General features: G+C 38.3%; 24 protein-coding genes. 16 read left to right on the top strand and 8 right to left on the bottom strand.

Features of this window, described 5'->3' with window-relative positions:
• Window positions 1-109: 109 nt before the first annotated feature.
• The 5 genes from DV424_RS05400 (at window position 110) to gdhA (ending at window position 5,018) form a co-directional block, all read left to right on the top strand.
• Window positions 110-1,549, top strand: a complete 1,440-nt coding sequence (locus DV424_RS05400) for an alanine/glycine:cation symporter family protein (protein ID WP_192880658.1) — start codon at window positions 110-112, stop codon at window positions 1,547-1,549.
• A 172-nt stretch (window positions 1,550-1,721) separates the two neighbouring features.
• Window positions 1,722-1,949 carry a twin-arginine translocase TatA/TatE family subunit gene (tatA, locus tag DV424_RS05405; RefSeq protein ID WP_005629124.1) on the top strand — a complete coding sequence of 76 codons (228 nt, stop codon included), beginning with the start codon at window positions 1,722-1,724 and terminating at the stop codon, window positions 1,947-1,949.
• A 3-nt stretch (window positions 1,950-1,952) separates the two neighbouring features.
• Window positions 1,953-2,513 carry a Sec-independent protein translocase protein TatB gene (gene tatB, locus DV424_RS05410; RefSeq protein ID WP_118859335.1) on the top strand — a complete coding sequence of 187 codons (561 nt, stop codon included), beginning with the start codon at window positions 1,953-1,955 and terminating at the stop codon, window positions 2,511-2,513.
• A gap of 9 nt (window positions 2,514-2,522) precedes the next feature.
• A complete protein-coding gene (tatC, locus tag DV424_RS05415; protein ID WP_118859336.1) occupies window positions 2,523-3,293 on the top strand; it encodes a twin-arginine translocase subunit TatC in 771 nt (256 codons plus the stop codon).
• 375 nt (window positions 3,294-3,668) lie between these two features.
• Window positions 3,669-5,018, top strand: coding sequence for an NADP-specific glutamate dehydrogenase (gdhA, locus tag DV424_RS05420; protein WP_118859337.1), 1,350 nt, complete (start codon window positions 3,669-3,671; stop codon window positions 5,016-5,018).
• A 106-nt stretch (window positions 5,019-5,124) separates the two neighbouring features.
• Here the strand turns inward: gdhA and fur are convergent, their stop codons facing one another.
• The 3 genes from fur to DV424_RS05435 form a co-directional block, all read right to left on the bottom strand.
• Window positions 5,125-5,568 (bottom strand): ferric iron uptake transcriptional regulator, encoded by a 444-nt coding sequence (fur, locus tag DV424_RS05425; RefSeq protein ID WP_046938890.1) that lies wholly within the window; start codon window positions 5,566-5,568, stop codon window positions 5,125-5,127.
• A gap of 29 nt (window positions 5,569-5,597) precedes the next feature.
• The gene (fldA, locus tag DV424_RS05430) at window positions 5,598-6,122 is read right to left on the bottom strand and encodes a flavodoxin FldA (protein WP_046938891.1); all 525 of its coding nucleotides are present in this window, start codon (window positions 6,120-6,122) and stop codon (window positions 5,598-5,600) included.
• Between the two features lie 97 nt (window positions 6,123-6,219).
• Window positions 6,220-7,002: an alpha/beta fold hydrolase gene (locus DV424_RS05435; protein ID WP_118859338.1), complete on the bottom strand. Its 783-nt coding sequence runs from the start codon at window positions 7,000-7,002 to the stop codon at window positions 6,220-6,222.
• Window positions 7,003-7,071: 69 nt separating this feature from the next.
• Here DV424_RS05435 and seqA point away from each other — a divergent pair, with 69 nt between their 5' ends.
• The 8 genes from seqA (at window position 7,072) to selD (ending at window position 17,732) form a co-directional block, all read left to right on the top strand.
• The gene (gene seqA / locus DV424_RS05440) at window positions 7,072-7,683 is read left to right on the top strand and encodes a replication initiation negative regulator SeqA (RefSeq protein ID WP_118859339.1); all 612 of its coding nucleotides are present in this window, start codon (window positions 7,072-7,074) and stop codon (window positions 7,681-7,683) included.
• A gap of 2 nt (window positions 7,684-7,685) precedes the next feature.
• A complete protein-coding gene (gene menE / locus DV424_RS05445; RefSeq protein ID WP_118859387.1) occupies window positions 7,686-9,044 on the top strand; it encodes an o-succinylbenzoate--CoA ligase in 1,359 nt (452 codons plus the stop codon).
• A gap of 41 nt (window positions 9,045-9,085) precedes the next feature.
• Complete coding sequence (mscK, locus tag DV424_RS05450) at window positions 9,086-12,409, top strand: mechanosensitive channel MscK (RefSeq protein ID WP_192880659.1); 3,324 nt, start codon at window positions 9,086-9,088, stop codon at window positions 12,407-12,409.
• Between the two features lie 9 nt (window positions 12,410-12,418).
• Window positions 12,419-13,492: a chorismate synthase gene (gene aroC / locus DV424_RS05455; RefSeq protein WP_118859341.1), complete on the top strand. Its 1,074-nt coding sequence runs from the start codon at window positions 12,419-12,421 to the stop codon at window positions 13,490-13,492.
• Between the two features lie 493 nt (window positions 13,493-13,985).
• The gene (gene mepA / locus DV424_RS05460) at window positions 13,986-14,846 is read left to right on the top strand and encodes a penicillin-insensitive murein endopeptidase (protein WP_118859342.1); all 861 of its coding nucleotides are present in this window, start codon (window positions 13,986-13,988) and stop codon (window positions 14,844-14,846) included.
• Window positions 14,847-14,863: 17 nt separating this feature from the next.
• Window positions 14,864-15,631: a TSUP family transporter gene (locus DV424_RS05465; protein WP_118859343.1), complete on the top strand. Its 768-nt coding sequence runs from the start codon at window positions 14,864-14,866 to the stop codon at window positions 15,629-15,631.
• Between the two features lie 46 nt (window positions 15,632-15,677).
• Window positions 15,678-16,634, top strand: a complete 957-nt coding sequence (gene lpxM / locus DV424_RS05470) for a lauroyl-Kdo(2)-lipid IV(A) myristoyltransferase (protein WP_118859344.1) — start codon at window positions 15,678-15,680, stop codon at window positions 16,632-16,634.
• A 57-nt stretch (window positions 16,635-16,691) separates the two neighbouring features.
• Window positions 16,692-17,732, top strand: coding sequence for a selenide, water dikinase SelD (gene selD, locus DV424_RS05475; RefSeq protein WP_118859345.1), 1,041 nt, complete (start codon window positions 16,692-16,694; stop codon window positions 17,730-17,732).
• A 51-nt stretch (window positions 17,733-17,783) separates the two neighbouring features.
• Here the strand turns inward: selD and serS are convergent, their stop codons facing one another.
• Window positions 17,784-19,073 (bottom strand): serine--tRNA ligase, encoded by a 1,290-nt coding sequence (gene serS / locus DV424_RS05480; protein WP_118859346.1) that lies wholly within the window; start codon window positions 19,071-19,073, stop codon window positions 17,784-17,786.
• Window positions 19,074-19,244: 171 nt separating this feature from the next.
• On the opposite strand from serS, the gene DV424_RS05485 reads away from it, so the two are divergent.
• Together DV424_RS05485 and DV424_RS05490 are read left to right on the top strand one after the other, a co-directional pair.
• Window positions 19,245-20,009: a hypothetical protein gene (locus tag DV424_RS05485; RefSeq protein WP_118859347.1), complete on the top strand. Its 765-nt coding sequence runs from the start codon at window positions 19,245-19,247 to the stop codon at window positions 20,007-20,009.
• 114 nt (window positions 20,010-20,123) lie between these two features.
• Window positions 20,124-20,342, top strand: coding sequence for an HP1242/YdcH family protein (locus DV424_RS05490; protein ID WP_005628252.1), 219 nt, complete (start codon window positions 20,124-20,126; stop codon window positions 20,340-20,342).
• A 45-nt stretch (window positions 20,343-20,387) separates the two neighbouring features.
• Here the strand turns inward: DV424_RS05490 and DV424_RS05495 are convergent, their stop codons facing one another.
• The 3 genes from DV424_RS05495 to DV424_RS05505 all read right to left on the bottom strand — a co-directional run bounded on the left by DV424_RS05495 (window position 20,388) and on the right by DV424_RS05505 (window position 23,029).
• Window positions 20,388-20,867 (bottom strand): threonine/serine exporter family protein, encoded by a 480-nt coding sequence (locus tag DV424_RS05495; RefSeq protein ID WP_005628250.1) that lies wholly within the window; start codon window positions 20,865-20,867, stop codon window positions 20,388-20,390.
• A 1-nt stretch (window position 20,868) separates the two neighbouring features.
• Window positions 20,869-21,639 carry a threonine/serine exporter family protein gene (locus DV424_RS05500; protein ID WP_118859348.1) on the bottom strand — a complete coding sequence of 257 codons (771 nt, stop codon included), beginning with the start codon at window positions 21,637-21,639 and terminating at the stop codon, window positions 20,869-20,871.
• A gap of 127 nt (window positions 21,640-21,766) precedes the next feature.
• The gene (locus DV424_RS05505) at window positions 21,767-23,029 is read right to left on the bottom strand and encodes an HlyC/CorC family transporter (RefSeq protein ID WP_046952977.1); all 1,263 of its coding nucleotides are present in this window, start codon (window positions 23,027-23,029) and stop codon (window positions 21,767-21,769) included.
• Window positions 23,030-23,309: 280 nt separating this feature from the next.
• Here DV424_RS05505 and ffh point away from each other — a divergent pair, with 280 nt between their 5' ends.
• Window positions 23,310-24,698 carry a signal recognition particle protein gene (gene ffh / locus DV424_RS05510; protein ID WP_118859349.1) on the top strand — a complete coding sequence of 463 codons (1,389 nt, stop codon included), beginning with the start codon at window positions 23,310-23,312 and terminating at the stop codon, window positions 24,696-24,698.
• Window positions 24,699-24,755: 57 nt separating this feature from the next.
• Here the strand turns inward: ffh and DV424_RS05515 are convergent, their stop codons facing one another.
• A complete protein-coding gene (locus DV424_RS05515) occupies window positions 24,756-25,511 on the bottom strand; it encodes a Nif3-like dinuclear metal center hexameric protein (RefSeq protein ID WP_118859350.1) in 756 nt (251 codons plus the stop codon).
• Window positions 25,512-25,539: the final 28 nt, after the last annotated feature.

The raw sequence follows: 25,539 nt of genomic DNA on the forward strand, positions 1-25,539 counted from the left end.
TTAGATTTTTTCTTGTTTGTGTTTCTTTTCTTTAGAGAAATTATTAAAAAATCTCGCCTTTTCATTGAAAAAACATACAATCAAATTATTTATCGCTTGAGGGATGATTATGGAATTTGAATTTTCAAAAATGTTAGAAGAAGTGCTAACTTGGATAGTCGCACACCTTGATGAACCTTTATGGGATGCCACCATTATTATTTTGCTTGGGACGGGTCTATTTTTTACCATTACAACAGGATTTGTGCAGTTCCGTTTATTCCCTGCAAGCCTTCGTGAAATGTGGTTTGGTCGTTCGGTGGAGGGGAGTTCATTAACACCTTTCCAAGCGTTTACAACAGGTCTTGCGAGCCGCGTTGGTGTGGGTAACATTGGTGGGGTTGCAACGGCAATCGCCTTAGGGGGCGAAGGCGCAGTGTTTTGGATGTGGGTAACGGCATTTATTGGTATGTCGAGTGCTTTCGCTGAATCTACCCTTGCTCAATTATTTAAAATTCAAAATAAAGATGGATCATTCCGTGGCGGCCCAGCTTATTATATTGTACAAGGTTTAAAATCACGTTGTATGGCAGTGGCTTTTGCGCTTGCGTTAATTTTTACATTTGGTTTCGCCTTTAATTCTGTACAGGCAAACTCTATTGTTGAAGCGACGAGTAATGCGTGGAATTGGAAAGGGGAATATGTTGGTATTTCATTAGTAATTTTGACCGCACTTATTATTTTCGGTGGTGTTAAGCGGATTGCGATTATTTCGAGTAGTCTTGTGCCAATGATGGCGCTTTTCTATTTGATTATGGCGGTAATTATTCTTGGTATGCATATTGGTATGATTCCTTCCGTGATTCATCGTATCGTTCAAAGTGCATTTAGTTTTGATGCTGCCGCTGGCGGAATGTTTGGTGCATTGGTATCAAAAGCAATGATGATGGGGATTAAACGTGGTTTATTCTCAAACGAAGCGGGGATGGGGTCTGCGCCTAATTCGGCTGCAGCAGCTCACGTGAAGCATCCAGTTAGCCAAGGTTTAGTGCAAATGCTCGGTGTTTTTGTTGATACTATGATCGTTTGTACTTGTACTGCCGTTATTATTTTGCTTTCCAATAATTATGGTAGCGAAACGCTCAAAAGTATCTCACTTACGCAAAATGCCTTGCAATATCATGTAGGTGAATTTGGAGTGCATTTCCTGGCGTTTATCTTATTGTTATTCGCTTATTCTTCTATTATTGGTAACTATGCTTATGCGGAAAGTAATATCCGTTTTATTAAAAACAAATCTTGGTTTGTATTGTTGTTCCGTTTAATGGTGCTATTCTTCGTGTATTTTGGTTCGGTTCGTTCAGGTAATGTGGTATGGAATTTCGCAGATACTGTAATGGCAGTCATGGCAATCATTAACTTGATCGCAATTTTGATGTTGTCGCCAATTGTATGGAAATTGATGAAGGATTATCAACGCCAACTTAAAGAAGGAAAAACACCAGAGTTTAAAATTGACGAACACCCTGAATTACGTAAGAAAATATTAGATTCCCGCATTTGGAAATAAGCATGAAATGGCTAGAAAGAAATTTTTAGCCATTTTTAGTTTATTCATATATTGAGTTTTATCATTAATATCGTGATAAATTGAAAATAATCCCCGATAGCTATTGTTCTACGTGGGTAAAAAGGGTATATTCCGACCCAAATTTTTTCTTTTTTACAGAACGGAGTTTATTATGTTTGGTTTATCCCCTGCTCAAATGATTATCTTATTAGTGGTCATTTTATTGGTTTTCGGTACGAAAAAATTAAGAAATGCGGGTTCAGATCTTGGCGCTGCTGTGAAAGGCTTTAAGAAAGCAATGCAAGATGATGAAAAAGCAAAAGATGCAGAATTTAAGTCTATTGACAATAATGCAACATCTGCAAAAACTGAAACTACAAAAGAGAAAGAACAGGCTTAATCCGTGTTTGATATTGGTTTTTCAGAACTTGTTTTGTTAATGGTAGTTGGCCTAGTTGTGCTAGGGCCGAAGCGTTTACCTGTCGCTATTCGCACAGTGATGAGTTGGGTGAAAACGATTCGTGGTTTAGCTGCCAATGTGCAAAATGAGTTGAAACAAGAACTAAAATTGCAAGAATTACAGGATAGTATCAAAAAAGCTGAATCTTTGAACTTGCAAACCCTTTCACCAGAATTGAGTAAAACGGTGGAGGAATTAAAAGCTCAAGCAGATAAAATGAAAGCAGAGCTAGAAGATAAAGCGGCTCAAGCTGGTACAACAGTGGAAGAGCAAATTAAAGAAATTAAAAGTACGGCTGAAAATGCAGAAAAGTCTCAAAATGTAGCATTAACTGAGGATTCTACAGAAACTTTACCTGAAGTAGAAAAAACACCTGCAGATTTAACCGCACTTGAAGCCCACGAGCAAGCAGAATTGACTGAGCGTTTATCTGATTATTATCCGCCGGATGATATTGAAATCGCCCCTGCACCAAAATCTCAATCTTCAAAAACTGAATCATAGCGAGTTTTTATGAGTAATGTGGATGAATCTCAACCTCTAATTACACACCTTGTTGAGCTAAGAAACCGTTTATTACGCTGTGTGATTTGTGTGGTATTGGTTTTTGTCGCATTGGTATATTTTTCCAATGATATTTATCATTTCGTTGCAGCACCTTTAACGGCTGTTATGCCAAAAGGTGCGACGATGATCGCAACCAATATTCAAACGCCTTTCTTTACGCCAATTAAATTGACAGCGATTGTTGCTGTTTTTATTTCTGTCCCTTATTTGCTTTATCAAATTTGGGCTTTTGTTGCGCCTGCATTGTACCAACATGAAAAACGGATGATTTATCCGTTGCTATTTTCAAGTACAATTTTATTTTATTGTGGCGTGTCTTTTGCTTATTACGTTGTTTTCCCCTTTGTATTTAGTTTCTTTACACAAACTGCACCGGAAGGTGTTGCTATTGCAACAGATATCAGCAGTTATTTAGATTTTGCTTTAGCGTTGTTTTTAGCCTTTGGTGTTTGTTTTGAAGTACCGATAGCTATCATTCTACTTTGCTGGACTGGTGTTACCACAGTGAAGGCTCTTTCAGGAAAACGTCCTTATATTATCGTGGGGGCATTTTTTATCGGCATGCTTTTAACGCCTCCTGATATTTTTTCACAAACTTTGCTCGCGGTGCCGATGTGCTTACTCTTTGAGCTTGGCCTATTAGTTGCTCGTTTTTATCAACCCAAAGACGATGAAAGTGCGGTTGAAAACAACGATGAATCAGAAAAAACAGAATAATGAATCGATTAATATATAAAATGGGGGCTTAGCCCCTTTTTTATTGCATTGATGTCATCCTCGCGTTATTTTTTCATAAAACAATATCTTTTGTTTATTCACAAATAAATGTGATTTATAGCTTAGTAAAAGAGTCGTTTTTTCACCTAAAATATCATCATTTTATTAGGTTATTATCTTTATTTTTATTTTCTATTTAATAAATTGGGTGATTTTTTAGATAATTTCTTTCTGTTTTATTTTTCTTTGAATTTCCTTCATAAAAATTATTGCAACGTTAAATCGCTCATTGCATATTATCAGTGTGCCCGATGAGGCGAACATAATTAAAAAACACAATACACACAACATCAACAACAAAGAAGGAAATTCATTATGTCTACAGTTGCTTCCTTAGATGCATTCTTATCAAAAGTCGCTCAACGTGATGGTCATCAACCTGAGTTTTTACAAGCGGTGAGAGAAGTATTTACTTCTATTTGGCCCTTTTTAGAAGCTAATCCTAAATATCGTTCAGAGGGATTATTAGAACGTTTAGTCGAGCCTGAACGTGCATTTCAATTCCGTGTGGCATGGACTGACGATAAAGGGCAAGTACAGGTAAATCGTGCATTTCGTGTACAATTTAACAGTGCAATTGGTCCATTTAAAGGTGGTATGCGTTTCCATCCATCAGTAAATTTATCAATCTTAAAATTCTTGGGTTTTGAGCAAATTTTTAAAAATGCTTTAACCACATTGCCTATGGGCGGTGCAAAAGGTGGTTCGGACTTTGATCCAAAAGGAAAATCAGATGCAGAAGTCATGCGTTTTTGCCAAGCATTGATAGCTGAACTTTATCGTCATGTAGGGGCAGATACGGATGTGCCTGCGGGTGATATTGGTGTTGGTGGGCGCGAAGTTGGTTATTTAGCTGGCTATATGAAAAAATTATCAAACCAAGCAGCATGTGTCTTTACTGGGCGTGGATTATCTTTTGGGGGGAGTTTAATTCGTCCAGAAGCAACGGGATATGGGTTAGTTTATTTTGCTCAAGCCATGTTGGCTGAAAAAGGCGATAGTTTTACGGGTAAAGTCGTATCAGTTTCTGGTTCTGGTAACGTTGCGCAATATGCTATTGAAAAAGCATTATCGCTTGGTGCAAAAGTAGTGACTTGCTCTGACTCATCAGGCTATGTTTATGATGCTGAGGGATTTACTACTGAAAAATTAGCCGCACTTTTAGAAATTAAAAATGTGAAACGTGGTCGAGTGAAAGATTATGCAGAACAATTTGGTTTGCAATATTTTGAGGGTAAACGCCCTTGGGAAGTGAAAGTTGATATTGCGCTTCCTTGTGCAACTCAAAATGAATTAGAACTTTCAGATGCTCAACTTTTAATTAAAAATGGCGTGAGATTGGTCGCTGAAGGTGCCAATATGCCAACTACCATTGAAGCAACAGAAGCGTTACAGGAAGCAGGAGTATTATTTGGACCTGGTAAAGCGGCTAATGCTGGTGGTGTGGCAACTTCTGGTTTAGAAATGGCGCAAAGTTCACAACGTTTGTATTGGACTGCAGAAGAAGTGGATGCACAATTGCATCGTATTATGTTAGATATTCATGCAAACTGTAAAAAATACGGCACGATTGAGGGGCAAGAAAATATTAACTATGTGGTAGGCGCAAACGTAGCAGGTTTTGTCAAAGTTGCTGATGCCATGTTGGCACAAGGTGTTTATTAATCCTTAAAATTTTAAATAGAAAATAACCGCACTTTAAAAAAGAGCGGTTATTTTTTCGGATAAAATTTGAATATAAGATAGGCGACATTGAGTCGCCTTAGAGATGTTATTTATTTGAATTGTTTTCATCGCAATGATTAATATCACTACATTTCCCGTAAAGATATAAACTATGCGCTTTTAATTTAATGCCATATTTTTCGCTAATTTCACGTTGGCGTTGTTCAATAATATTATCACTAAATTCAAATACTTTTCCGCAATCTTCGCAGATAATATGATCATGGTGTTCAGTTGGTGCTAGCTCAAATACAGATTTGTTACCTTCAAAATTGTGACGAATTAAAATATTAGCTTCATCGAATTGGTTTAATACTCTGTAAACTGTCGCTAAGCCAATTTCACTCCCTTGATCAAGTAGAATTTTGTACACATCTTCTGCTGAGAAATGCTCATTTTTGTGTTCTTGCATTAAGCTAAGAATGGTTAAACGAGGTTCAGTGATTTTTAATCCAGCTTTTTTAAGTAATTTAATGTTTTCTTCAGACATAAAGTTCCCTCCCTTTTATGTGAAAAATTCTAAGCGATCTCGGCTAAACACATTTCATCGTAAATTTGTTTACACCATTTTTCCACACGTTCTGCAGTGAGTTCAGGTTGGCGATCTTCATCAATACACAACCCAATGAAAGTTCCGTCTTCTAATAATGCTTTTGATGCTTCAAAAGTATAGCCTTCAGTTGGCCAGTTACCCACAATGATTGCGCCGCGCGGTTCTACGATGTCGCGCACGGTGCCGATAGCATCGCAGAAATAATCAGCATAGTCTTCTTGATCGCCACAACCGAAAATACCTACGAGTTTATCTGTAAAATCGATTTCTTCTAGCGTTGGGAAAAAATCATCCCAGTCTGCTTGTGCTTCTCCGTAATACCAAGTCGGAATACCGAAAAGTAAGAAATCATATGCTTCAATATCTTCTTTGCTACTTTTTGCAATATCACGAATATCGATTAAGTCGTTACCTAATTGTTTTTGGATCATTTTTGCGATGTTTTCGGTATTGCCTGTGTCACTGCCATAAAATAGACCAACAACTGCCATTTTTCTTTCCTTTTAAAATTTAACGTATGATTATAAATAGGGGATATTCCCTAAATTGTGTGGGAGTATACTACAAAAGTATTCTCATTTAAATTAATTAATTCTTATTTACAAATCGCTCTATCGCACGTATAACAAATTCAGGTTTTTCAGCATGCACCCAATGCCCACAACCACTAATAGTAAAAGACGTCGCATGAGGAAATTGTTCTAAAATTTTTTCGCTATTCTCTATTTTTATATAAGAAGAATTACCTCCTTTGATAAACAGCGTTGGCGTGAGTACATGCACTTTTTCCCAATCCATAATGTTAGCGTAATTGTTGAAAAGTGCGGTGAGGTTAAAGCGAAAATAATCAGGTGAATTTTGCTCAAAAGATTTCAGCATAAATTGCACGACATCCTGATCGTCAATTTCCTTCTCTAAGAGCGGTTTCGCTTCTTGACGAGTTTTAGGGGCTGCATTTTTTACAGCGAATAAGCCATTAAACACATCTTTATGCCCAAATCCTTCGTAAGGTAGGGGAGAGATATCAATTACAATTAATTTTTCAACTAATTCTGGGTAAAGTGCGGTGATTTTCATGGCGGTTTTTCCCCCCATAGAATGACCAATTAGAATCACTTTGGGTAAATTTAAGTGGAGAATAACTGCGATAACATCTTCAGCCATAAGTTGATAATTCATTTTTTCCGAATGAAAACTATGGCCGTGATTGCGCAGATCTACGCGTAAAATATTGTAATTTTCGCTAAAAGCTCTGGCGATGATACCAAGGTTATTCATATCCCCGAATAAACCGTGAATAAAAACTAAAGTTGGGGAATTAATCGTTTGTTTTACTTGATGAAATTGATAATTGAGCAATGAATTTGCCATAATTTTTGCGTGAGAATTTGTAAATAAGTCGCTATAATTAAAAAAATTCTAGCAAACAGAGAGAAAAAAATGAAGATCATTGAAGTTGATGAAGAATTATACCAATACATTGCGAGCCAAACCCGCTCTATTGGGGAAAGTGCTTCGGATATTTTACGCCGTTTGCTTAATTTACCGGCACATGCGAGTGTTTTCGCTGATGACTTAACATTTGCTCCGGCTGAAAATAACGAAAAAACAGAATCAAAAGTAGAAGTACAGACCGAACCTGCTAAGTCAGAAAGTGTAAAACCGACGAAAAAACAGCCGATAACGGCGATTAATCAGATTGTAGAAAAAGTTCAAGCCTTATTAAAATCGACAGAATTTCAAGAGGAAGGCAAAGCTGTTACGCGTTTCTTGGCTATTTTGCGCGTGCTTTATCGCACTAATCCTGAGAGTTTTGCGCAAGCCACAGAATCTTTACAAGGCCGCACCCGAGTTTATTTTGCGCGCGACGAAGCAACATTGTTAATGACTGGTAATCATACAAAACCAAAACAAATTCCAGATACGCCTTATTGGGTTATTACTAACACAAACAGTGGCCGTAAAATGCTGATGTTGGAAGGCGCAATGCAATCAATGGATTTGCCTGAAAGTTTAATTGACGAAGTGCGGGCATATTTCACGGTAAATTAATGATGTATCCTTGGCAAGCCTTTGCTATCCAACCTAAGTTTTCTCATAAAATCGCCTTGCGCACTGCACAGGGCGATGTTTTTAATTGGGCGCAAGTAGCCGAGAAAGTGAATCAAACTGTTTCTTTCTTACAAAATAAAGGTGTAAATCCTGAAAGTGCGGTTGCTTTTGTCGGAAAAAATACAGAAAACATTTTATTTTTATATCTTGCTACAATCCAACTGGGTGCAAAAATTCTAGGCATTAATCCGGCGTTTCCTCAAGAAAAAATTGAAGAATTATATGAGATTCATCACATCGATTTTTGTTTTTGTGATGAAGATTTGAGGGATTTTCCAATAGCTGACTTCGCTATACAAAAAGCTGATTTTTTTCGCCCAGCTACAATGACGCTCACGTCTGGCTCGACAGGTTTGCCAAAAGCGGTAGTGCATAATGTTCAAGCGCATTTAGATAATGCGAAGGGTGTATGCGAATTGATGAAGTTCGATAGTGAACATTCTTGGCTACTTTCCTTGCCGTTATATCATGTTTCAGGTCAAGGTATTGTTTGGCGTTGGTTGAGTTGTGGTGCTGAATTGCATTTTCCGAAAACGGATTTTTACGCTTCATTATTGGAGGCGACTCACGTTTCTCTTGTGCCAACGCAATTACAGCGTTTATTAGATTATTTACAGAAAAATCCGAGCATTTCATTTTCTACACGTCATATTTTACTGGGCGGTACGCATATTCCCACAGAACTTACACAAAAAATGGTGAAATATGGTATCGAAACGTATTCTGGCTACGGAATGACGGAAATGGCGTCTACGGTTTTTGCCAAACAATCTGATGAAAAACAAGGCGTAGGGCAACCGTTATTAGGTCGAGAATATCGTTTTGTGAATGATGAAATTTGGCTAAAAGGCGCTGGTTTGGCTATGGGATATTGGAAAGATCGACAAATTTTTCCATTAACGAATAGCGACGGCTGGTTTCAGACAAAAGATAAAGGCATTTTGCAAGAGGGCGAACTGGTTATTATCGGACGACTTGATAATATGTTTATTTCTGGTGGCGAAAATATTCAGCCAGAAGAAATTGAACAAGTGATTATTCAACATTCTTCAGTTAATCAAGTGTTTGTTTTACCACAAAAAAACAAAGAATTTGGTCAGCGTCCTGTCGCTTTAGTGGATTTTAATGAACCCTTTAGCAAAAGTGCGGTTGAAAATTTAATGTTTTTTTTACAAGATAAACTTGCACGTTTTAAACAACCTATTGCATATTATCCTTTGCCACTGATGCTTGAGAAAGGCATTAAGATCTCACGTAAACAGCTTGCTGATTGGCTGGCAAAGCGAGATGAGATAAATTAGTTTACCATTTAGATTAGGGAAAAATAATGATTAGGAAACTTATGAAAACACCTCCATTTTTTACCGCACTTTTTGCTTCGGCAATGTTTACCCTTAGCGTTTCGCAAGGGGTATTGGCGGCAAATTCAACAAACGTATTACCAACGGAGCAATCGCTTAAAGCCGATTTGGCTAACGCTCAAAAAATGAGTGAGGGGGAGGCAAAAAATACGTTGTTAGCAGAATTACAAACATCAATTGATTTATTGCAGCAAATTCAAGCTCAACAAAAAATCAATGATGCATTGCAAACAACATTAAGCCATTCAGAGAGTGAAATTAGAAAGAATAATGCAGAAATTCAAGCATTAAAAAAACAACAAGAAACGGCAACAAGTACTGATTATAATGCACAATCACAGGACTATTTACAAAATAGTCTCACTAAGTTAAATGATCAATTACAAGATACGCAAAACGCATTAAGCACAGCAAATGCACAATTGGCAGGGCAAAGTTCTATTTCTGAACGAGCACAAGCGGCATTAACAGAAAATGTTGTACGCACACAGCAAATCAATCAACAATTAGCCAATAATGATATTGGTAGCACATTGCGAAAACAATATCAGATTGAATTACAACTGATTGATTTAAAGAATAGTTATAATCAAAACTTATTAAAAAATAATGATCAGCTTTCTTTACTTTATCAAAGCCGTTATGACCTATTGAATTTACGTTTGCAAGTACAGCAGCAAAATATTATTGAGATTCAAGAAGTCATTAATCAAAAAAATCTTCAGCAATCACAAAATCAAGTAGAACAAGCTCAGCAGCAACAGCAAAAAACTGTGCAAAATGATTACATTCAAAAAGAGCTTGATCGCAATGCACAGCTTGGTCAGTATTTATTACAACAAACAGAAAAAGCGAATTCATTAACTCAAGATGAGTTAAGAATGCGAAATATTTTAGATAGCCTCACTCAAACTCAACATACTATTGATGAACAAATTAGTGCATTACAAGGCACGTTAGTTCTTTCACGTATTATCCAGCAACAAAAACAAAAATTACCGACTAACTTAAATATTCAAGGTTTATCAAAACAAATTGCCGATTTGCGTGTACATATTTTTGATATTACTCAAAAACGCAATGAACTTTATGATCTAGATAACTATATTAATAAAGTTGAAAGTGAAGATGGAAAACAATTTACTGAGGCAGAAAGAACGCAAGTTAAAACGCTATTAACTGAGCGTCGAAAAATGACATCTGATCTGATTAAATCTTTAAATAATCAATTAAATCTCGCGATTTCTTTGGAATTAACACAGCAGCAAATTACACAAATTAGTGATCAAATTCAATCTAAATTAGAGCAGCAAAGTTTTTGGGTGAAAAGTAATAATTCTATTAATTTAGATTGGGTAAAAATGCTGCCAAGAACTTTAATTGAACAGTTTAATGGTATGTTGAAAAAATTAGGTTTTCCAACTAATTATGACAATTTACCTTATTTGCTGATGTATTTCTTAGGGTTATTTATTGTAGGCGGTGCAATTTTTAAATTTAAAAATCGTATTAAACAACAATTAAACAAAATTAATCGTGAAATACATCGTTTAGATACAGATAGTCAGTGGAGTACTCCACTTGCCCTGTTATTAACAGCGTTTTTAACGCTTTCTAGTACACTTTGGTTTTTAGCAGTTTGCCAAATGATCGGCTTCTTTTTCTTCAAAAATCCAGAAGAATTTTGGCATTGGTCATTTAGTATGGCGGGTTATTGGTGGTTCTTTACATTTTGGATTTCATTGTTCCGTCCAAATGGTATTTTTGTTAATCATTTTGAATCTTCAAAAGAGAATGCACAACGTTTTCGTGGTGTTATCCAGCGCATTATTATTGTGATTGTATTGCTTTTAAATACTTCTGTTTTTAGCAATGTCACTGATGCAGGTTTAGCTAATGATGTGTTAGGTCAAATTAATACTATTGCGGCTCTAATTTTCTGTGCGGCGATTATTGCCCCTCGTTTTAATCGAGTACTTCGCTCTTATGAACCTGAAACAAATAAACATCATTGGTTAATAAGAATTGTACAAATTGGTTTGAGATTAATTCCTGTGGGATTAATCGTACTTATTGTTTTAGGCTATTACTACACCGCTTTAAATTTGATTGAGCATTTTATTCATTCTTATATTGCTTGGTGTGTATGGTGGTTAGTACGCAATACGATTTACCGTGGTATTACGGTTTCTTCTCGTCGTTTAGCACATCGTCGTTTAGCAGAAAAACGTCGTCAAAAAGCACTTGAAAATAATTATGAAAATATGTCCTCTGATGATGTGGTTGCAGTGGGAGAGCCAGAGGAAAGTTTGGCGTTAAATGATGTGCGTAGCCAATTATTACGTTTTGTAGATCTCTTTATTTGGACAGCATTATTAGGGATTTTCTACTATGTATGGTCAGATTTAGTCGCCGTAGTGAGCTATTTACGTGAAATTACACTTTGGCAACAAACCACGACAACCGATGCTGGCACTGTAATGGAAAGCATTACTTTATTTAATCTTCTTGTTGCTTTGGTTATTGTAGGAATTACTTATGTGTTGGTTCGTAATATTTCAGGCATTTTGGAAGTATTAATTTTCTCTCGCGTGAATCTTTCACAAGGTACGCCTTATACGATTACGACATTGCTCACTTATATTTTTATCGCCATTGGTGGTGCGTGGGCATTTGCAACCTTAGGGATGTCTTGGTCAAAATTACAATGGTTATTCGCCGCACTTTCTGTTGGTCTTGGTTTTGGTATGCAAGAGATTTTTGCAAACTTTGTGTCAGGTATCATTTTGTTATTTGAACGCCCAATCCGAGTTGGCGATGTGGTTACCATTAATGGAGTGAGCGGCACTGTAGCGAAAATTCGTATTCGTGCAATTACATTGATTGATTTTGATCGCAAAGAAGTGATTGTGCCAAATAAATCTTTTGTGACAGGTCAAGTGACCAACTGGGCATTATCTAGCACTATGACACGTTTAGTGATTAGCGTTGGTGTTGCTTATGGTTCTGATTTAACACTCGTGCGCCAATTATTACTTCAAGCAGCTGATGAACAGCCGACCGTTTTACGCGATCCTAAACCATCTGCTTATTTTTTAACTTTTGGTGCAAGTACACTGGATCACGAGTTACGTGTTTATGTAGAACAAGTTGGGGATCGCACCAGTACTACAGATGCCCTTAATCGCCGTATTAATGAATTATTTGCAGAACATAATATTGATATTGCCTTTAATCAATTAGATGTATTTATCAAAAATAATGATACAGGCGAAGAAATTCCTTTTGTTGATGTAAAAAAATAAGGGGAAATTATGGCTGGTAATACAATCGGACAACTTTTTCGTGTGACAACCTTTGGGGAGTCACATGGTATTGCATTAGGCTGTATCGTTGATGGGGTACCGCCAAATCTCGAATTATCTGAGAAAGATATTCAACCAGATTTAGATCGTCGTAAACCAGGGACATCTCGATATACCACGCCGCGTCGTGAGGATGATGAAGTTCAAATTTTATCTGGTGTGTTTGAGGGAAAAACGACAGGCACAAGTATTGGAATGATCATTAAAAATGGTGATCAGCGTTCACAAGATTATGGCGAGATTAAAGATCGTTTCCGCCCTGGTCATGCAGACTTTACCTATCAGCAAAAATATGGCATCCGTGATTACCGTGGCGGTGGGCGTTCGTCCGCGCGTGAAACAGCGATGCGAGTTGCTGCGGGGGCTATTGCTAAAAAATATTTACGCGAACATTTTGGCATTGAAGTCCGCGGTTTTTTAAGCCAAATTGGCCATGTGAAAATTGCGCCTCAGATCATCGGAGACATTGATTGGGAAAAGGTAAACAGCAATCCATTCTATTGTCCTGATGAAAGTGCGGTAGAAAAATTCGATGAATTGATCCGTGAACTTAAAAAAGAAGGGGATTCTATTGGCGCAAAACTTACTGTTATTGCAGAAAATGTACCTGTAGGATTGGGCGAGCCAGTATTTGACCGTTTAGATGCGAATCTTGCCCATGCATTAATGGGCATTAATGCAGTAAAAGGCGTCGAAATTGGTGATGGTTTTGCTGTGGTTGAGCAACGAGGTTCGGAACATCGTGATGAAATGACACCTAATGGCTTTGAAAGTAATCATGCAGGCGGTATTTTAGGCGGAATTAGTTCAGGACAGCCAATTATCGCTACTATTGCGCTAAAACCGACTTCAAGTATTACGATTCCTGGCCGTTCAATCAATCTTAATGGTAAACCCGTAGAAGTTGTAACAAAAGGTCGTCACGATCCTTGTGTGGGGATTCGTGCTGTGCCAATTGCGGAAGCTATGGTGGCGATTGTCTTATTAGATAATCTCTTACGTTTTAAGGCTCAGTGTAAATAATCTTAGTGTAAGATGGGAGTCTGTGCCTAGGGTAGGTATACCCTAGGTTAGTTTGATGTTACCCCTTTGGGGTAAGTGGAAAGTTCTTCAATGGGGCTGAACTTAAGGTGTACCTATATGTGAGTCTGTGCCTAGGGTAGGTATACCCTAGGTTAGTTTTAGTTTGATGTTACCCCTTTGAGGTAGGTGGAAAGTTCTTCAATAGGGCTGAACTTAAGGTGTACCTATATGTGAGTCTGTGCCTAGGGTAGGTATACCCTAGGTTAGTTTGATGCTACCCCTTTGGGGTAAGTGGAAAGTTCTTCAATGGGGCTGAACTTAAGGTGTACCTATATGTGAGTCTGTGCCTAGGGTAGGTGTACCCTAGGTTAGTTTGATGTTACCTCTTTGGGGTAAGAGTAAAGTTCCCCAAAGGGGAACTATTTTTCTAACCGTGGGTAATACTTACCCATGGCAAAACCTAGGATATACTTACCCACGGCAAAACCTTAGAATGAATAAAATTTTATTAAAAACAACCATAATTTTTACCGCACTTTTTTCTCTTAACGTTATTGCGTCTCCTCTCGATTGGCAAAAAGTGAAACGTCCTATTCCAAGTGACGATGGGAAAGCAAAACCTATTGGTAGTTATACCAATGGGTGTATTATTGGGGCGCAAGCATTACCGCCGAAAGGTGAAGGTTATCAAGTGATTCGTATGAATCGCAATCGCTATTATGGCCATCCAAATATGATTCAGTATCTTGAACGTTTGGGACAACGCGTTAAAGCTGCTAGATTGCCAACTATGTTAGTGGGTGATATTGCCATGCCGGGTGGCGGACGGTTTTTAACGGGTCATGCTAGCCATCAGATGGGATTAGATGCGGATATTTGGTTAAGAATGGGCGAAATGTCGGACGCAGATGCGCTCAATTCTGATGGTAAAGGTTTATTAGTTGTGGATAGAAAGGCACAACGAGTGGATGAACGCGTATGGAATGGCAATCATGCTACGTTAATCAAATTAGCGGCGCAAGATCCAAGTGTGACACGTATTTTTGTTAATCCCGCGATTAAGGTAAAATTATGCCAGACCGCTGGCAATGATCGCGATTGGCTACACAAAGTTCGTCCTTGGTATGGTCACGATTCTCATTTTCATGTTCGTTTAACTTGCCCAGCAGATGCGCCTTATTGTGAAAATCAAGCCCCCGTTCCTGCTGGTGATGGTTGTGGAGACGAATTATATTCTTGGTTTGAACCGCCAAAACCAGGTGCTTCAGTGAACAAACCTAAAGTTACACCACCAGAACCGTTTTTGTGCCAACAAATTTTGAACTCACCGAATCGGAGTGAATGGTTAGAATAGCATTAAGGTAAATCAATATGGATATCGGAATTGATCTTTTAGCAATATTATTTTGTGTTGGTTTTGTCGCATCATTTATCGATGCAATTGCTGGCGGTGGTGGATTAATCACCATTCCAGCATTGCTCATGACAGGTATGCCTCCTGCAATGGCGTTAGGCACCAACAAATTGCAAGCTGTGGGAGGGGCATTATCTGCAAGCTTTTATTTTCTGCGAAAAAGAGCGGTCAATTTACGCGATATTTGGTTTATTTTGATTTGGGTTTTCTTAGGTTCTGCCTTAGGTACATTGTTAATTCAATCAATTGATGTAGCGATTTTCAAAAAAATTCTGCCTTTTCTGATTTTAGCCATTGGTCTATATTTTTTATTTACCCCTAAATTAGGTGATGAAGATCGGAAACAGCGTTTAAGTTATCTGTTATTTGGTCTTTTAATTAGCCCATTTTTAGGTTTTTATGATGGTTTCTTTGGACCTGGAACTGGATCGATTATGAGCTTAGCCTGTGTTACTTTGCTAGGATTTAATCTCCCGAAAGCGACAGCACATGCAAAAGTGATGAATTTTACTTCGAATCTTGCTTCTTTTACGCTTTTTTTATTGGGCGGACAAATTCTTTGGAAAGTGGGTTTCGTGATGATGGCAGGGAGTATTTTAGGCGCAAATTTAGGTGCTAAAATGGTGATGACGAAAGGTAAAACCTTGATTAGACCGATGGTTGTTATCATGTCTTTTATTATGACGGCTAAAATGGTTTACGATCAGGGTTGGTTTCATTTTTAGTTCGGAAAGCACGCAAAAGTGCGGTTAAAATTAATTACATTTTATTATGTCGGATAATCAACAAAATTTACGTCTGACGGCGAGAGTGGGCTATGAAGCACACTTTTCATGGTCGTATTTAAAGCCTCAATATTGGGGAATTTGGCTCGGTATTTTCTTTTTATTGTTGTTAGCATTCGTGCCTTTTCGTCTGCGTGATAACTTGGCGGGAAAATTAGGTATTTGGATTGGGCATAAAGCAAAGAAACAGCGTACGCGTGCACAAACTAATTTGCAATATTGCTTCCCTCATTGGACTGAACAACAACGTGAGCAAGTCATAGATAAAATGTTTGCGGTTGTTGCACAAGTTATGTTTGGCATTGGTGAGATTGCTATTTGTTCAAAGAAACATTTGCAAAAACGTAGCGAATTTATCGGTCTTGAACATATCGAACAGGCAAAAGCTGAAGGCAAGAATATTATTCTTATGGTGCCACATGGCTGGGCGATTGATGCCTCAGGCATTATTTTGCACACTCGAGGCATGCCAATGACTTCTATGTATAATCCTCACCGTAATCCATTGGTAGATTGGCTTTGGACGATTACACGCCAACGTTTCGGCGGAAAAATGCATGCTCGCCAAAATGGTATTAAACCTTTTTTAAATCATATTCGTAAAGGCGAAATGGGTTATTACTTACCCGATGAAGATTTTGGTGCGGAGCAAAGCGTATTTGTTGATTTCTTTGGAACTTATAAAGCGACATTGCCGGGATTAAATAAAATGGCAAAACTTTCTAAAGCCGTTGTTATTCCAATGTTTCCTCGTTATAACGCTGAGGCTGGCAAATATGAAATGGAAATTCATCCAGCAATGAATTTAAGTGATGATCCTGAACAATCAGCCCGAGCAATGAACGAAGAAATAGAATCTTTTGTTACGCCAGCACCAGAGCAATATGTTTGGATTTTGCAACTATTGCGTACAAGGAAGGACGGCGAAGATCTTTATGATTAAGAATAGGGTTTGAAAATCATATTCTCGAAAACGGATATTCAATAAGGTAAATAAGAAATGAAAGAAAAAATTCGGCTGACACAATACAGCCATGGTGCAGGTTGAGGCTGTAAAATTTCGCCTAAGGTGTTAGGGACAATTTTACATTCAGAACTGGAAAAATTTTATGATCCAAATTTGCTCGTTGGCAATGAAACTGCTGACGATGCAGCGGTGTATGATCTTGGTAATGGAACTGCAATTATCAGTACCACAGACTTTTTCATGCCGATTGTGGATGATCCTTTTGATTTCGGACGAATTGCCGCGACCAATGCCATCAGTGATATTTTTGCTATGGGCGGTAAGCCGATTATGGGAATCGCCATTTTAGGTTTTCCAACCAATGTATTACCTGCAGAAGTTGCACAGAAAATTGTTGATGGCGGTCGCTTTGCTTGCCATCAAGCGGGGATTGCTTTGGCGGGAGGGCATTCCATTGATTCGCCTGAACCTATTTTTGGTTTAGCCGTGACAGGCGTGATTGACACTGAAAAAGTGAAACGTAATGCGTCTGCAAAATCAGGTTGTAAGCTTTATATGACAAAACCGCTTGGTATTGGTATTTTGACGACGGCGGAGAAAAAAGGAAAACTAAAACCAGAACATCAAGGTTTAGCTACTGCCGCCATGTGCCAAATGAATTCCATTGGCAGCCAATTTTCCCAAGTGGATGGCGTCACCGCAATGACGGATGTCACAGGATTTGGTTTACTTGGTCATTTAATTGAAATCTGTGAAGGTTCAAATCTAAGTGCGGTGATTTTTCCCGATAAAATTAAAACCTTGGACGGTGTAAAAGATTATATTGCGCAAGGTTGCGTACCTGGTGGAACAGGGCGTAATTTTGAAAGTTATGGGCATAAAGTGGGTGCATTAACGGAAGAACAAAAAGCGATTTTGTGTGATCCTCAAACATCAGGCGGTTTATTAGTGGCAGTTGAGCCTAATAGCGTTCAAACCGTGATTGACATAGCCAAAGATGCGGGCATTGATTTATATGAAGTGGGTGAATTAAACCCTAAATCAGAATCCGATGTTGTCGTTGAAATAGCTTAATAAAAAAGCGTGGAAATTTTAAAATCCACGCTTTTTTATTTTATAGAAGGATTATTTGCCGATAACCTCCAATCCGCCCATATATGGACGTAGCACTTCTGGCACGGTGATTGAACCATCGGCATTTTGATAGTTTTCAAGCACAGCCACTAAAGTACGACCAACAGCCAAGCCAGAACCATTTAAGGTATGCACTAAGCGCGTTTTCTTATCGCCTTTTGCTTTACAACGAGCTTGCATACGGCGGGCTTGGAAATCCCACATATTGGAGCAAGAAGAAATTTCGCGATAAGTATTTTGTGCAGGCACCCAAACTTCTAAATCGTAAGTTTTGCAAGAACCAAAGCCCATATCGCCTGTGCAAAGTAAAACTTTGCGGTATGGTAAATTTAATAATTGTAATACTTTTTCCGCATGACCGGTTAATTCTTCGAGTGCTTCCATAGATTTATCTGGATCAACGATTTGTACCATTTCCACTTTATCAAATTGGTGCATACGAATTAAACCGCGAGTATCACGACCGTAAGAACCCGCTTCAGAACGGAAACATGGCGTATGTGCGGTCATTTTTATTGGTAATTCTGTTTCATCAATAATTACATCACGCACTAAATTGGTGACTGGCACTTCTGCGGTTGGAATTAATGCGTAAGGTTGTTCGCCTTCTAAGGCTAAAGTATGGAATAAATCTTCACCGAATTTTGGTAATTGCCCTGTGCTATAAAGTGTGGCGTGATTTACTAAATAAGGCACATAGGTTTCTAAATAGCCGTGCTGTTCAGTATGAAGATCTAACATAAATTGCGCTAATGCACGGTGCATTTTGGCGATTTGACCTTTCATTACGGCAAAACGCGCACCCGCTAATTTAGCCCCAGCGGCAAAATCTAAGCCATTGGCTTCTTCACCCAAAGTGACATGATCTTTCACTTCAAAATCAAATGTACGTGGTGTGCCCCAACGTAAGATTTCTTTATTTTCGGTGTCATCTTTGCCTAATGGCACTTCGTCTGCGGGTAGATTTGGAATACTTAATGCAATTTGATTAATTTCCGCAAGTACCGCATCTAATTGTGCTTTTGCTTCAGTCAATTGATTGCCCATATCATCCACTTCTGCCAATAATGGAGCGATATCTTCACCGCGTGCTTTCGCAGCGCCAATAGCTTTAGAACGAGTATTACGTTCAGCTTGTAAATTTTCGGTGGTGACTTGTAAGTTCTTGCGTTGTTCTTCTAATGAGGTGAGTTTTTCTGTATCAAGAATAAAGTTACGTTTTACTTTTAATTTTTCTGCGACTTCCGCTAAATTATTACGGAGCAAATTTGGATCGATCATAGAATTTCCTTACTTTTTTCGTTGAAATGAAAATGACTTTATTCTAGCGTGCTTTATTCAAATAAACCAGTTAAAAGCCAAGGGAAAAGCGAGATTCTGAAAATAAAGCAAAAATAAACCGCACTTTGTGTTAGAATCCACGCTCCATTTAGTCTGAATTTTAGGTAAATTATGAGAAAATTTATTCTTTCTTTTCTGTTTATGCTTATCGGTGGTGGACTTGGTTTTGCAGGGGCGCATTTTCACCCGACAAAATGGCAGGTTAGCGCGCAATTTGAAGCGCCAAAAATGAATGAATTAGGTAATTATTTTTCTCTTTTTTCTACGTACAGTTTAGTTAGCGGTGATGCTGATGCCGTTGATATGGTAAAAATTGAGCGTAAGGCGACAGATTCTGCGTATCATGAATTTACAAAAATTCTTAATTCATCCGCTCAATTAATGGCTTTTTTAAATCAATCTGATTTTGTGAAAGCGAGAGCTAAAGTTGAAAATCAAACCGTTCAGCAAATTGCCTCGCACTTTAAATTTTCCCAAGAAAATAATCTTGATCAATTCATCCTGTCTTCTTTTGATCGTGAAGAAGTGGATCAACTTTTTGTGGAATACATTCGTTATGTGAATAATCAAGCGCGCCAAACATTAAATAATGAATTGATTACAAAATGGAAATCTTTATTTGAACAAGTGAAAAATGCGGCGGACGCTAAAATTGACGTTTCTTGGGAAAACAAATTGAAAATGATGCAATCTGTTCAACCGTTAGATAATAATTTGGTGGCGTTCCATTTTGTTCAACAGCCTAATCTTGTAATGGCAGAGAAACCTTATGTTATTTCAACGGGTATTGGTGCCGGCTTTGGAATTATTCTTAGTTTGTTAGCTATGCTGGTTTTAGGTGCAGGAAGAAATAAAAAGGTAAATGAGCAAAAATAATTCGTTCAGAATAAATTTTTGTGATCGCGGTCAAATTTTTAAAATTGAATTTTGTTTCTTTGTAAAGAAAAGCGTAAACTCAAGATCGATTTTAACTAACACAGGAGCGATTTTATGTTTCCAGAATACAGGGAATTAATCACCAAACTTAAAAGTAATGATGCTTATTTCGATCGTCTTTTTGAAAAGCATAACGAATTAGATCATGAAATTAAGAACATGCAGGAAAACATTCAGCTCGCTACTCATATGGAAATTGAGGCTTTGAAAAAAGAAAAATTACGGATTAAAGATGAGCTTTATGAATATCTCAAGAAAAAATCACAAGAATAGTAAAAAACCGGCTGATGCCGGTTTTTTTGTTGAACTATTTTAGTGTCACACCACAGGTTTTTGTCGATAAAACAATAAGCCCGGTAAAGCTAATCCAAATACTATTGCGCCTAGGATAAAACTGGTATTAATAAAGGAACTAATCATTTGTTCAAATAACGCATCAGAAAAGCCGAAATGATGAATTTGTACCATTGAAATCATTGCTTTATAAGCATGAACACCGGGAATCATCGGGATAATTGCGGCAACGGTGAAGGCTTTGGGATGGGCTAAATAACGATGGGAAAGATGCACGCCTAAAAATCCAATCACGCAAGTGGCAAAGAAGGTGGCAAATACAATAGGCATATTAATATGCAGTAATAATGTGCGTGTCACATGCCCAAGTGCGGCTAAAATTGCGCAATATTTTAAGGCTTTTGGCGGCACATTAAATACTAACGCAAAGCCCACTGCTGGAATTGCGGCAAATAACATATCATCGAGTAATTTCAAGATAAATATTGTGATATCTAATAACATTTTAATGCCCCCAAGTTGTAATATGTAATAGGCTTAACGCGAATACAATACCAAGACATGCGCCAAAAGTGAGAATAGTGGCAATCGTCCAACGGCCTAATCCCATATTCACATAACCTTTTAATATATCCGCCAAAGAATTAATCAGAGGAAACCCTGGCACCAGTAATAAAACACTAGACGCTAAAGCAATTTGAGGATCATTACCTAAGTTATATTTCAAGCTCACGCCAGAAATCAGTGAGGCGACAAAAGAGGTGATGGAAAAGACGATAAGGGGATTATAGTGCCGTTTAGAAAATTCTTGTCGCACAAACATTGCAATGGCTGCCGCGACAAAGGTGATGCCACAAATCACCCAGTCTCCACCCGATAAATGGGCGAATGCTGCACAAGATAAGCCAATCATAAACACCACTAACCATCGGTTATATTTAAGCGGTTTTAATTGATCCAGTTTTCTTTGTGCGATTTCTAAGTCATACAAATGATGTTCAACAGCAATCACAATGCGCTGAACATCAGTAACCATTTGCATATTAATGCCTTTATCCGTATTTTTTCGTGCGGTGGTGATGCAATGATTATCTGATAAGGTCGTCAGCACAACCGCGTTTGCCGTGAGCGCACATTCCACACTTTCTACACCAAGTGCTACGCCTAAACGCTGCGCCATTTGCACCACCACAGTACTTTCTGCCCCATGTTGTAACAAGAGCAGTGCCGTTTGTACGCACACGCGAGTCACCGCCCGTTGATATTCGTGCTCCATATCTTTCTTCTTCTATCAAAATATACCTAGAAAGGATTATAAAAATCTTTTCTAAAAAATGCGCAAAAAAGAACCGCACTTGTGATCCAAGTCAAAAGTGCGGTTCAATTTGTCTGGGTTTTTATGATTAAAGTTTGACTACTTTCGCTTGTTTAATCATATTATCGCCCACTTCAAGAATGGTAATTTGCAAGCCATCAATTTCGCAAACCGTGCCTTCATCGGGAATTTCTTCTAAGTGTTCGAGGATTAAACCATTAAACGTGCGGGCATCTTCGGTATCCAATTCCCAGTTAAACATTTTGTTGAGATCGCGTAGGTTGGCAGAGCCATCGATAATCATGGAACCATCGGATTGTTGAGTTACTTCCTCGTCAATGCTTGGGGCGGTGGAAGTGGTAAAATCACCAACGATTTCTTCTAAAATATCTTCCAACGTCACAAGTCCTTTAATATCGCCATATTCATCTACAACTAAGCCAATGCGTTCTTTATTTGCACGGAAATTCGCAAGTTGCGTTTTTAATGGCGTGCTTTCAGGAATGAAATACACTTCATCTGCGGCACGAATTAAGGTTTCTTTGGTAAATTCATTTTTTTCAAGCAGTAAGCGGAATGCTTCACGCACGCGCAAAATGCCAAGCACTTGTTCATCAAGGCTGCCTTTGTAAAGCACCACGCGGTTATGTGCCGCATGATTGAGCTGGCGCATAATGGCTTTCCAGTCATCATCAATATCAATGCCGCCAATTTCGTTACGTGGAACCATAATGTCATCAACGGTGACGGTTTCCATATCTAAAATAGAGAGCAACATTTGTGGATGTTGTTCATCAGGTGTGGCTTCGCCTGCTTCTGATACGATACTACGAAGTTCCTCACGGCTAATTACTTGTTTTTGCATATCGGGTTTTAATCCCACCAAATGCATTAATGATTTGGTAAAAATATTCATCAACCAAACTAACGGATAGAAGATTTTAAGTAATACCGTCAAAATATGGCTGGAAATGAAACCGACTTTTTCCGCGTGCATCGCTGCCACCGTTTTAGGGAAAATTTCAGAAAAGACAAGCATCACGAAAGTGAGCAAACCTGTTGCAATCGCCACACCTGCATCACCGTATAAACGCATACCAATCATGGTCGCAATTGCCGATGCGCTGATATTCACAAGGTTATTAAAAATAAGAATAAAGCTTAATAAGGTATCCGGCTTTTCTAGCAGCTTTTCTGCTTTTTGTGCGCCTTTATTGCCTTGTTCAGATAGAAAACGAAGACGATATTTATTGAGAGAGAGTAGTCCGGTTTCTGAGCCAGAAAAATATGCAGATAAAACTAAACAGATAATGAGAATAATAAATAAAGTACTAAGGGGAATACTGTCCAAGGGAAAATCCTTTTGTTTGTTAATCAACAAAAAGTGCGGTCATTTTTCACCGCACTTTTTACCTGTTATTTGATTTTGCTAAATCAAATGGCTACTCAAATAGCCAAGAGTGAGTAGAATGATACCCGAAATTGGCTAAATAATCATTCTTTTTCCTTATATCCTATGCTTTCTTCATGAAATTGCCTACTCAAAAAGCCATTTTCATTTGAAATGATGAAAAACGCCTAAATTTCGGTATAATCAGCGCAATTTTTTAAGAAAAACAGGATTGTTAGCCATGTTTGAGAATTTATCGGATCGCCTTTCCAAAACTTTACGTAATATCACAGGAAAAGGCCGTTTAACGGAAGATAATATTAAAGAAACCTTGCGCGAAGTGCGTATGGCATTACTTGAAGCCGATGTTGCTTTACCTGTGGTGCGTGAATTTATCGCAAAAGTAAAAGAAAGCGCGCTTGGGGAAGAAGTCAATAAAAGTTTAACGCCAGGGCAAGAATTCTTAAAAATCGTTCAGCGTGAGCTTGAAAAAGCCATGGGCGAAGCGAATGAGAGTTTAAACCTTGCAACCCAACCACCAGCAGTTATCTTAATGGCGGGTTTACAAGGGGCGGGTAAAACCACTAGCGTGGGTAAATTGGCAAAATTCTTGCGTGAACGCCATAAAAAGAAAGTGTTAGTAGTTTCTGCCGACGTATATCGCCCTGCTGCGATTAAGCAACTTGAAACCTTGGCTCAATCAGTAGGCGTGGATTTTTTCCCATCGGATGTTAAACAAAATCCAGTTGATATTGCTAAAACGGCACTTGCTGATGCAAAACTGAAATTCTACGATGTATTGATTGTGGATACGGCGGGTCGCTTGCACGTTGATACGGAAATGATGGACGAAATCAAGCAAGTTCATGCAGCATTAAATCCAATCGAAACCCTTTTCACCGTAGATGCGATGACTGGTCAAGATGCCGCCAATACGGCAAAAGCCTTTAATGAAGCATTGCCGCTTACAGGTGTTATTTTGACGAAAGTGGACGGTGATGCGCGTGGTGGTGCAGCGTTATCAATTCGTCAAATCACAGGTAAACCAATCAAATTCTTGGGTGTGGGCGAGAAAACAGAAGCACTTGAGCCTTTCCATCCTGATCGTGTCGCTTCCCGTATTTTGGGCATGGGCGATATGCTTTCCCTTATCGAAGATCTTGAACGTTCTGTTGACCGTGAAAAAGCCGAAAAAATGGCGCAGAAATTCAAGAAAGGCGATGATTTTACTTTAGATGATTTTCGTGAACAGCTGATCGAAATGAAAAAAATGGGCGGCATGATGTCTATGCTTGAGAAATTACCTGGCGCAAAAAATTTGCCTGATCACATTAAAAATCAAGTGGATGACAAAATGTTTGTCAAAATGGAAGCGATTATTAACTCCATGACCCTAAAAGAACGTGCAAACCCAGATATTATCAAAGGATCTCGCCGTCGTCGTATTGCATTAGGCTCTGGCACTCAAGTGCAAGATGTTAATAAATTACTTAAACAATTCGATGAAATGCAACGTATGATGAAGAAAATGCGTAAAGGCGGTATGGCTAAAATGATGCGTGGAATGCAAGGCTTAATGGGCGGTGGCTTAGGCGGTCTTGGCGGTTTAGGCGGAATGTTTAAACGATAATTTCAGAAGATAAAAGTGCGGTTAAAAAAGAGATATTTTTAACCGCACTTTTGTATTTTACGCTGGATTATCTATATCTTTAAATTCTACATCAAAGCCATATTCTTTCGCCAACCATTCGCCTAATGCCTTGATGCCATATCGTTCTGTTGCGTGATGGCCAGCAGAGAAGAAATGTAATCCTTGCTCACGGGCAGAATGAATCGTTTGTTCTGACACTTCACCAGTAATAAATGCGTCGCAGCCTTGTTCTGCAGCAAGATCAATATAACCTTGTCCGCCACCAGTGCAGATACCAATTTTTCGGATTAAGTGCGGTCCGTTTTCAATGCAAATTAACGGTTTTCGATTTAACACTTTTTCTATTTTTTCTGCAAATTTTTCACCTGTCATCGGTTCTTTTAATTCGCCCCAAACAGGAATACTCACAGCGCCTTTTTCTAATGGTTGTAAATTTTCAATGTCTAGCAGTTTGGCTAATTGCGCATTGTTGCCTAATTTTGGGTGGACATCTAATGGCAAATGATAGCCATATAAATTAATGTCGTTCACTAAAAGTGCTTTAATTCGCTTGCCTTTCATTCCTCGAATACAAGGGTTTTCACTTTTCCAAAAATAGCCGTGATGAACCAAAATAGCATCGGCATTTTGACTGATTGCGTAATCAATTAGAGCCTGACTCGCCGTTACGCCAGTAATGATTTTTTTGATTTCTGTTTTACCTTCGACTTGTAAGCCGTTGGGCGCATAGTCATTGATTTTATCAGAAGAAAGTTTTTGGTTAATGATTTGTTCAAGTTCAAGATTATTCATAATAGATCGTTGATTGGAAAAAGTTGGG

The sequence above is a fragment of the Haemophilus haemolyticus genome (assembly GCF_003493605.1).
Taxonomy (GTDB): Bacteria; Pseudomonadota; Gammaproteobacteria; order Enterobacterales; family Pasteurellaceae; genus Haemophilus; species Haemophilus haemolyticus_J.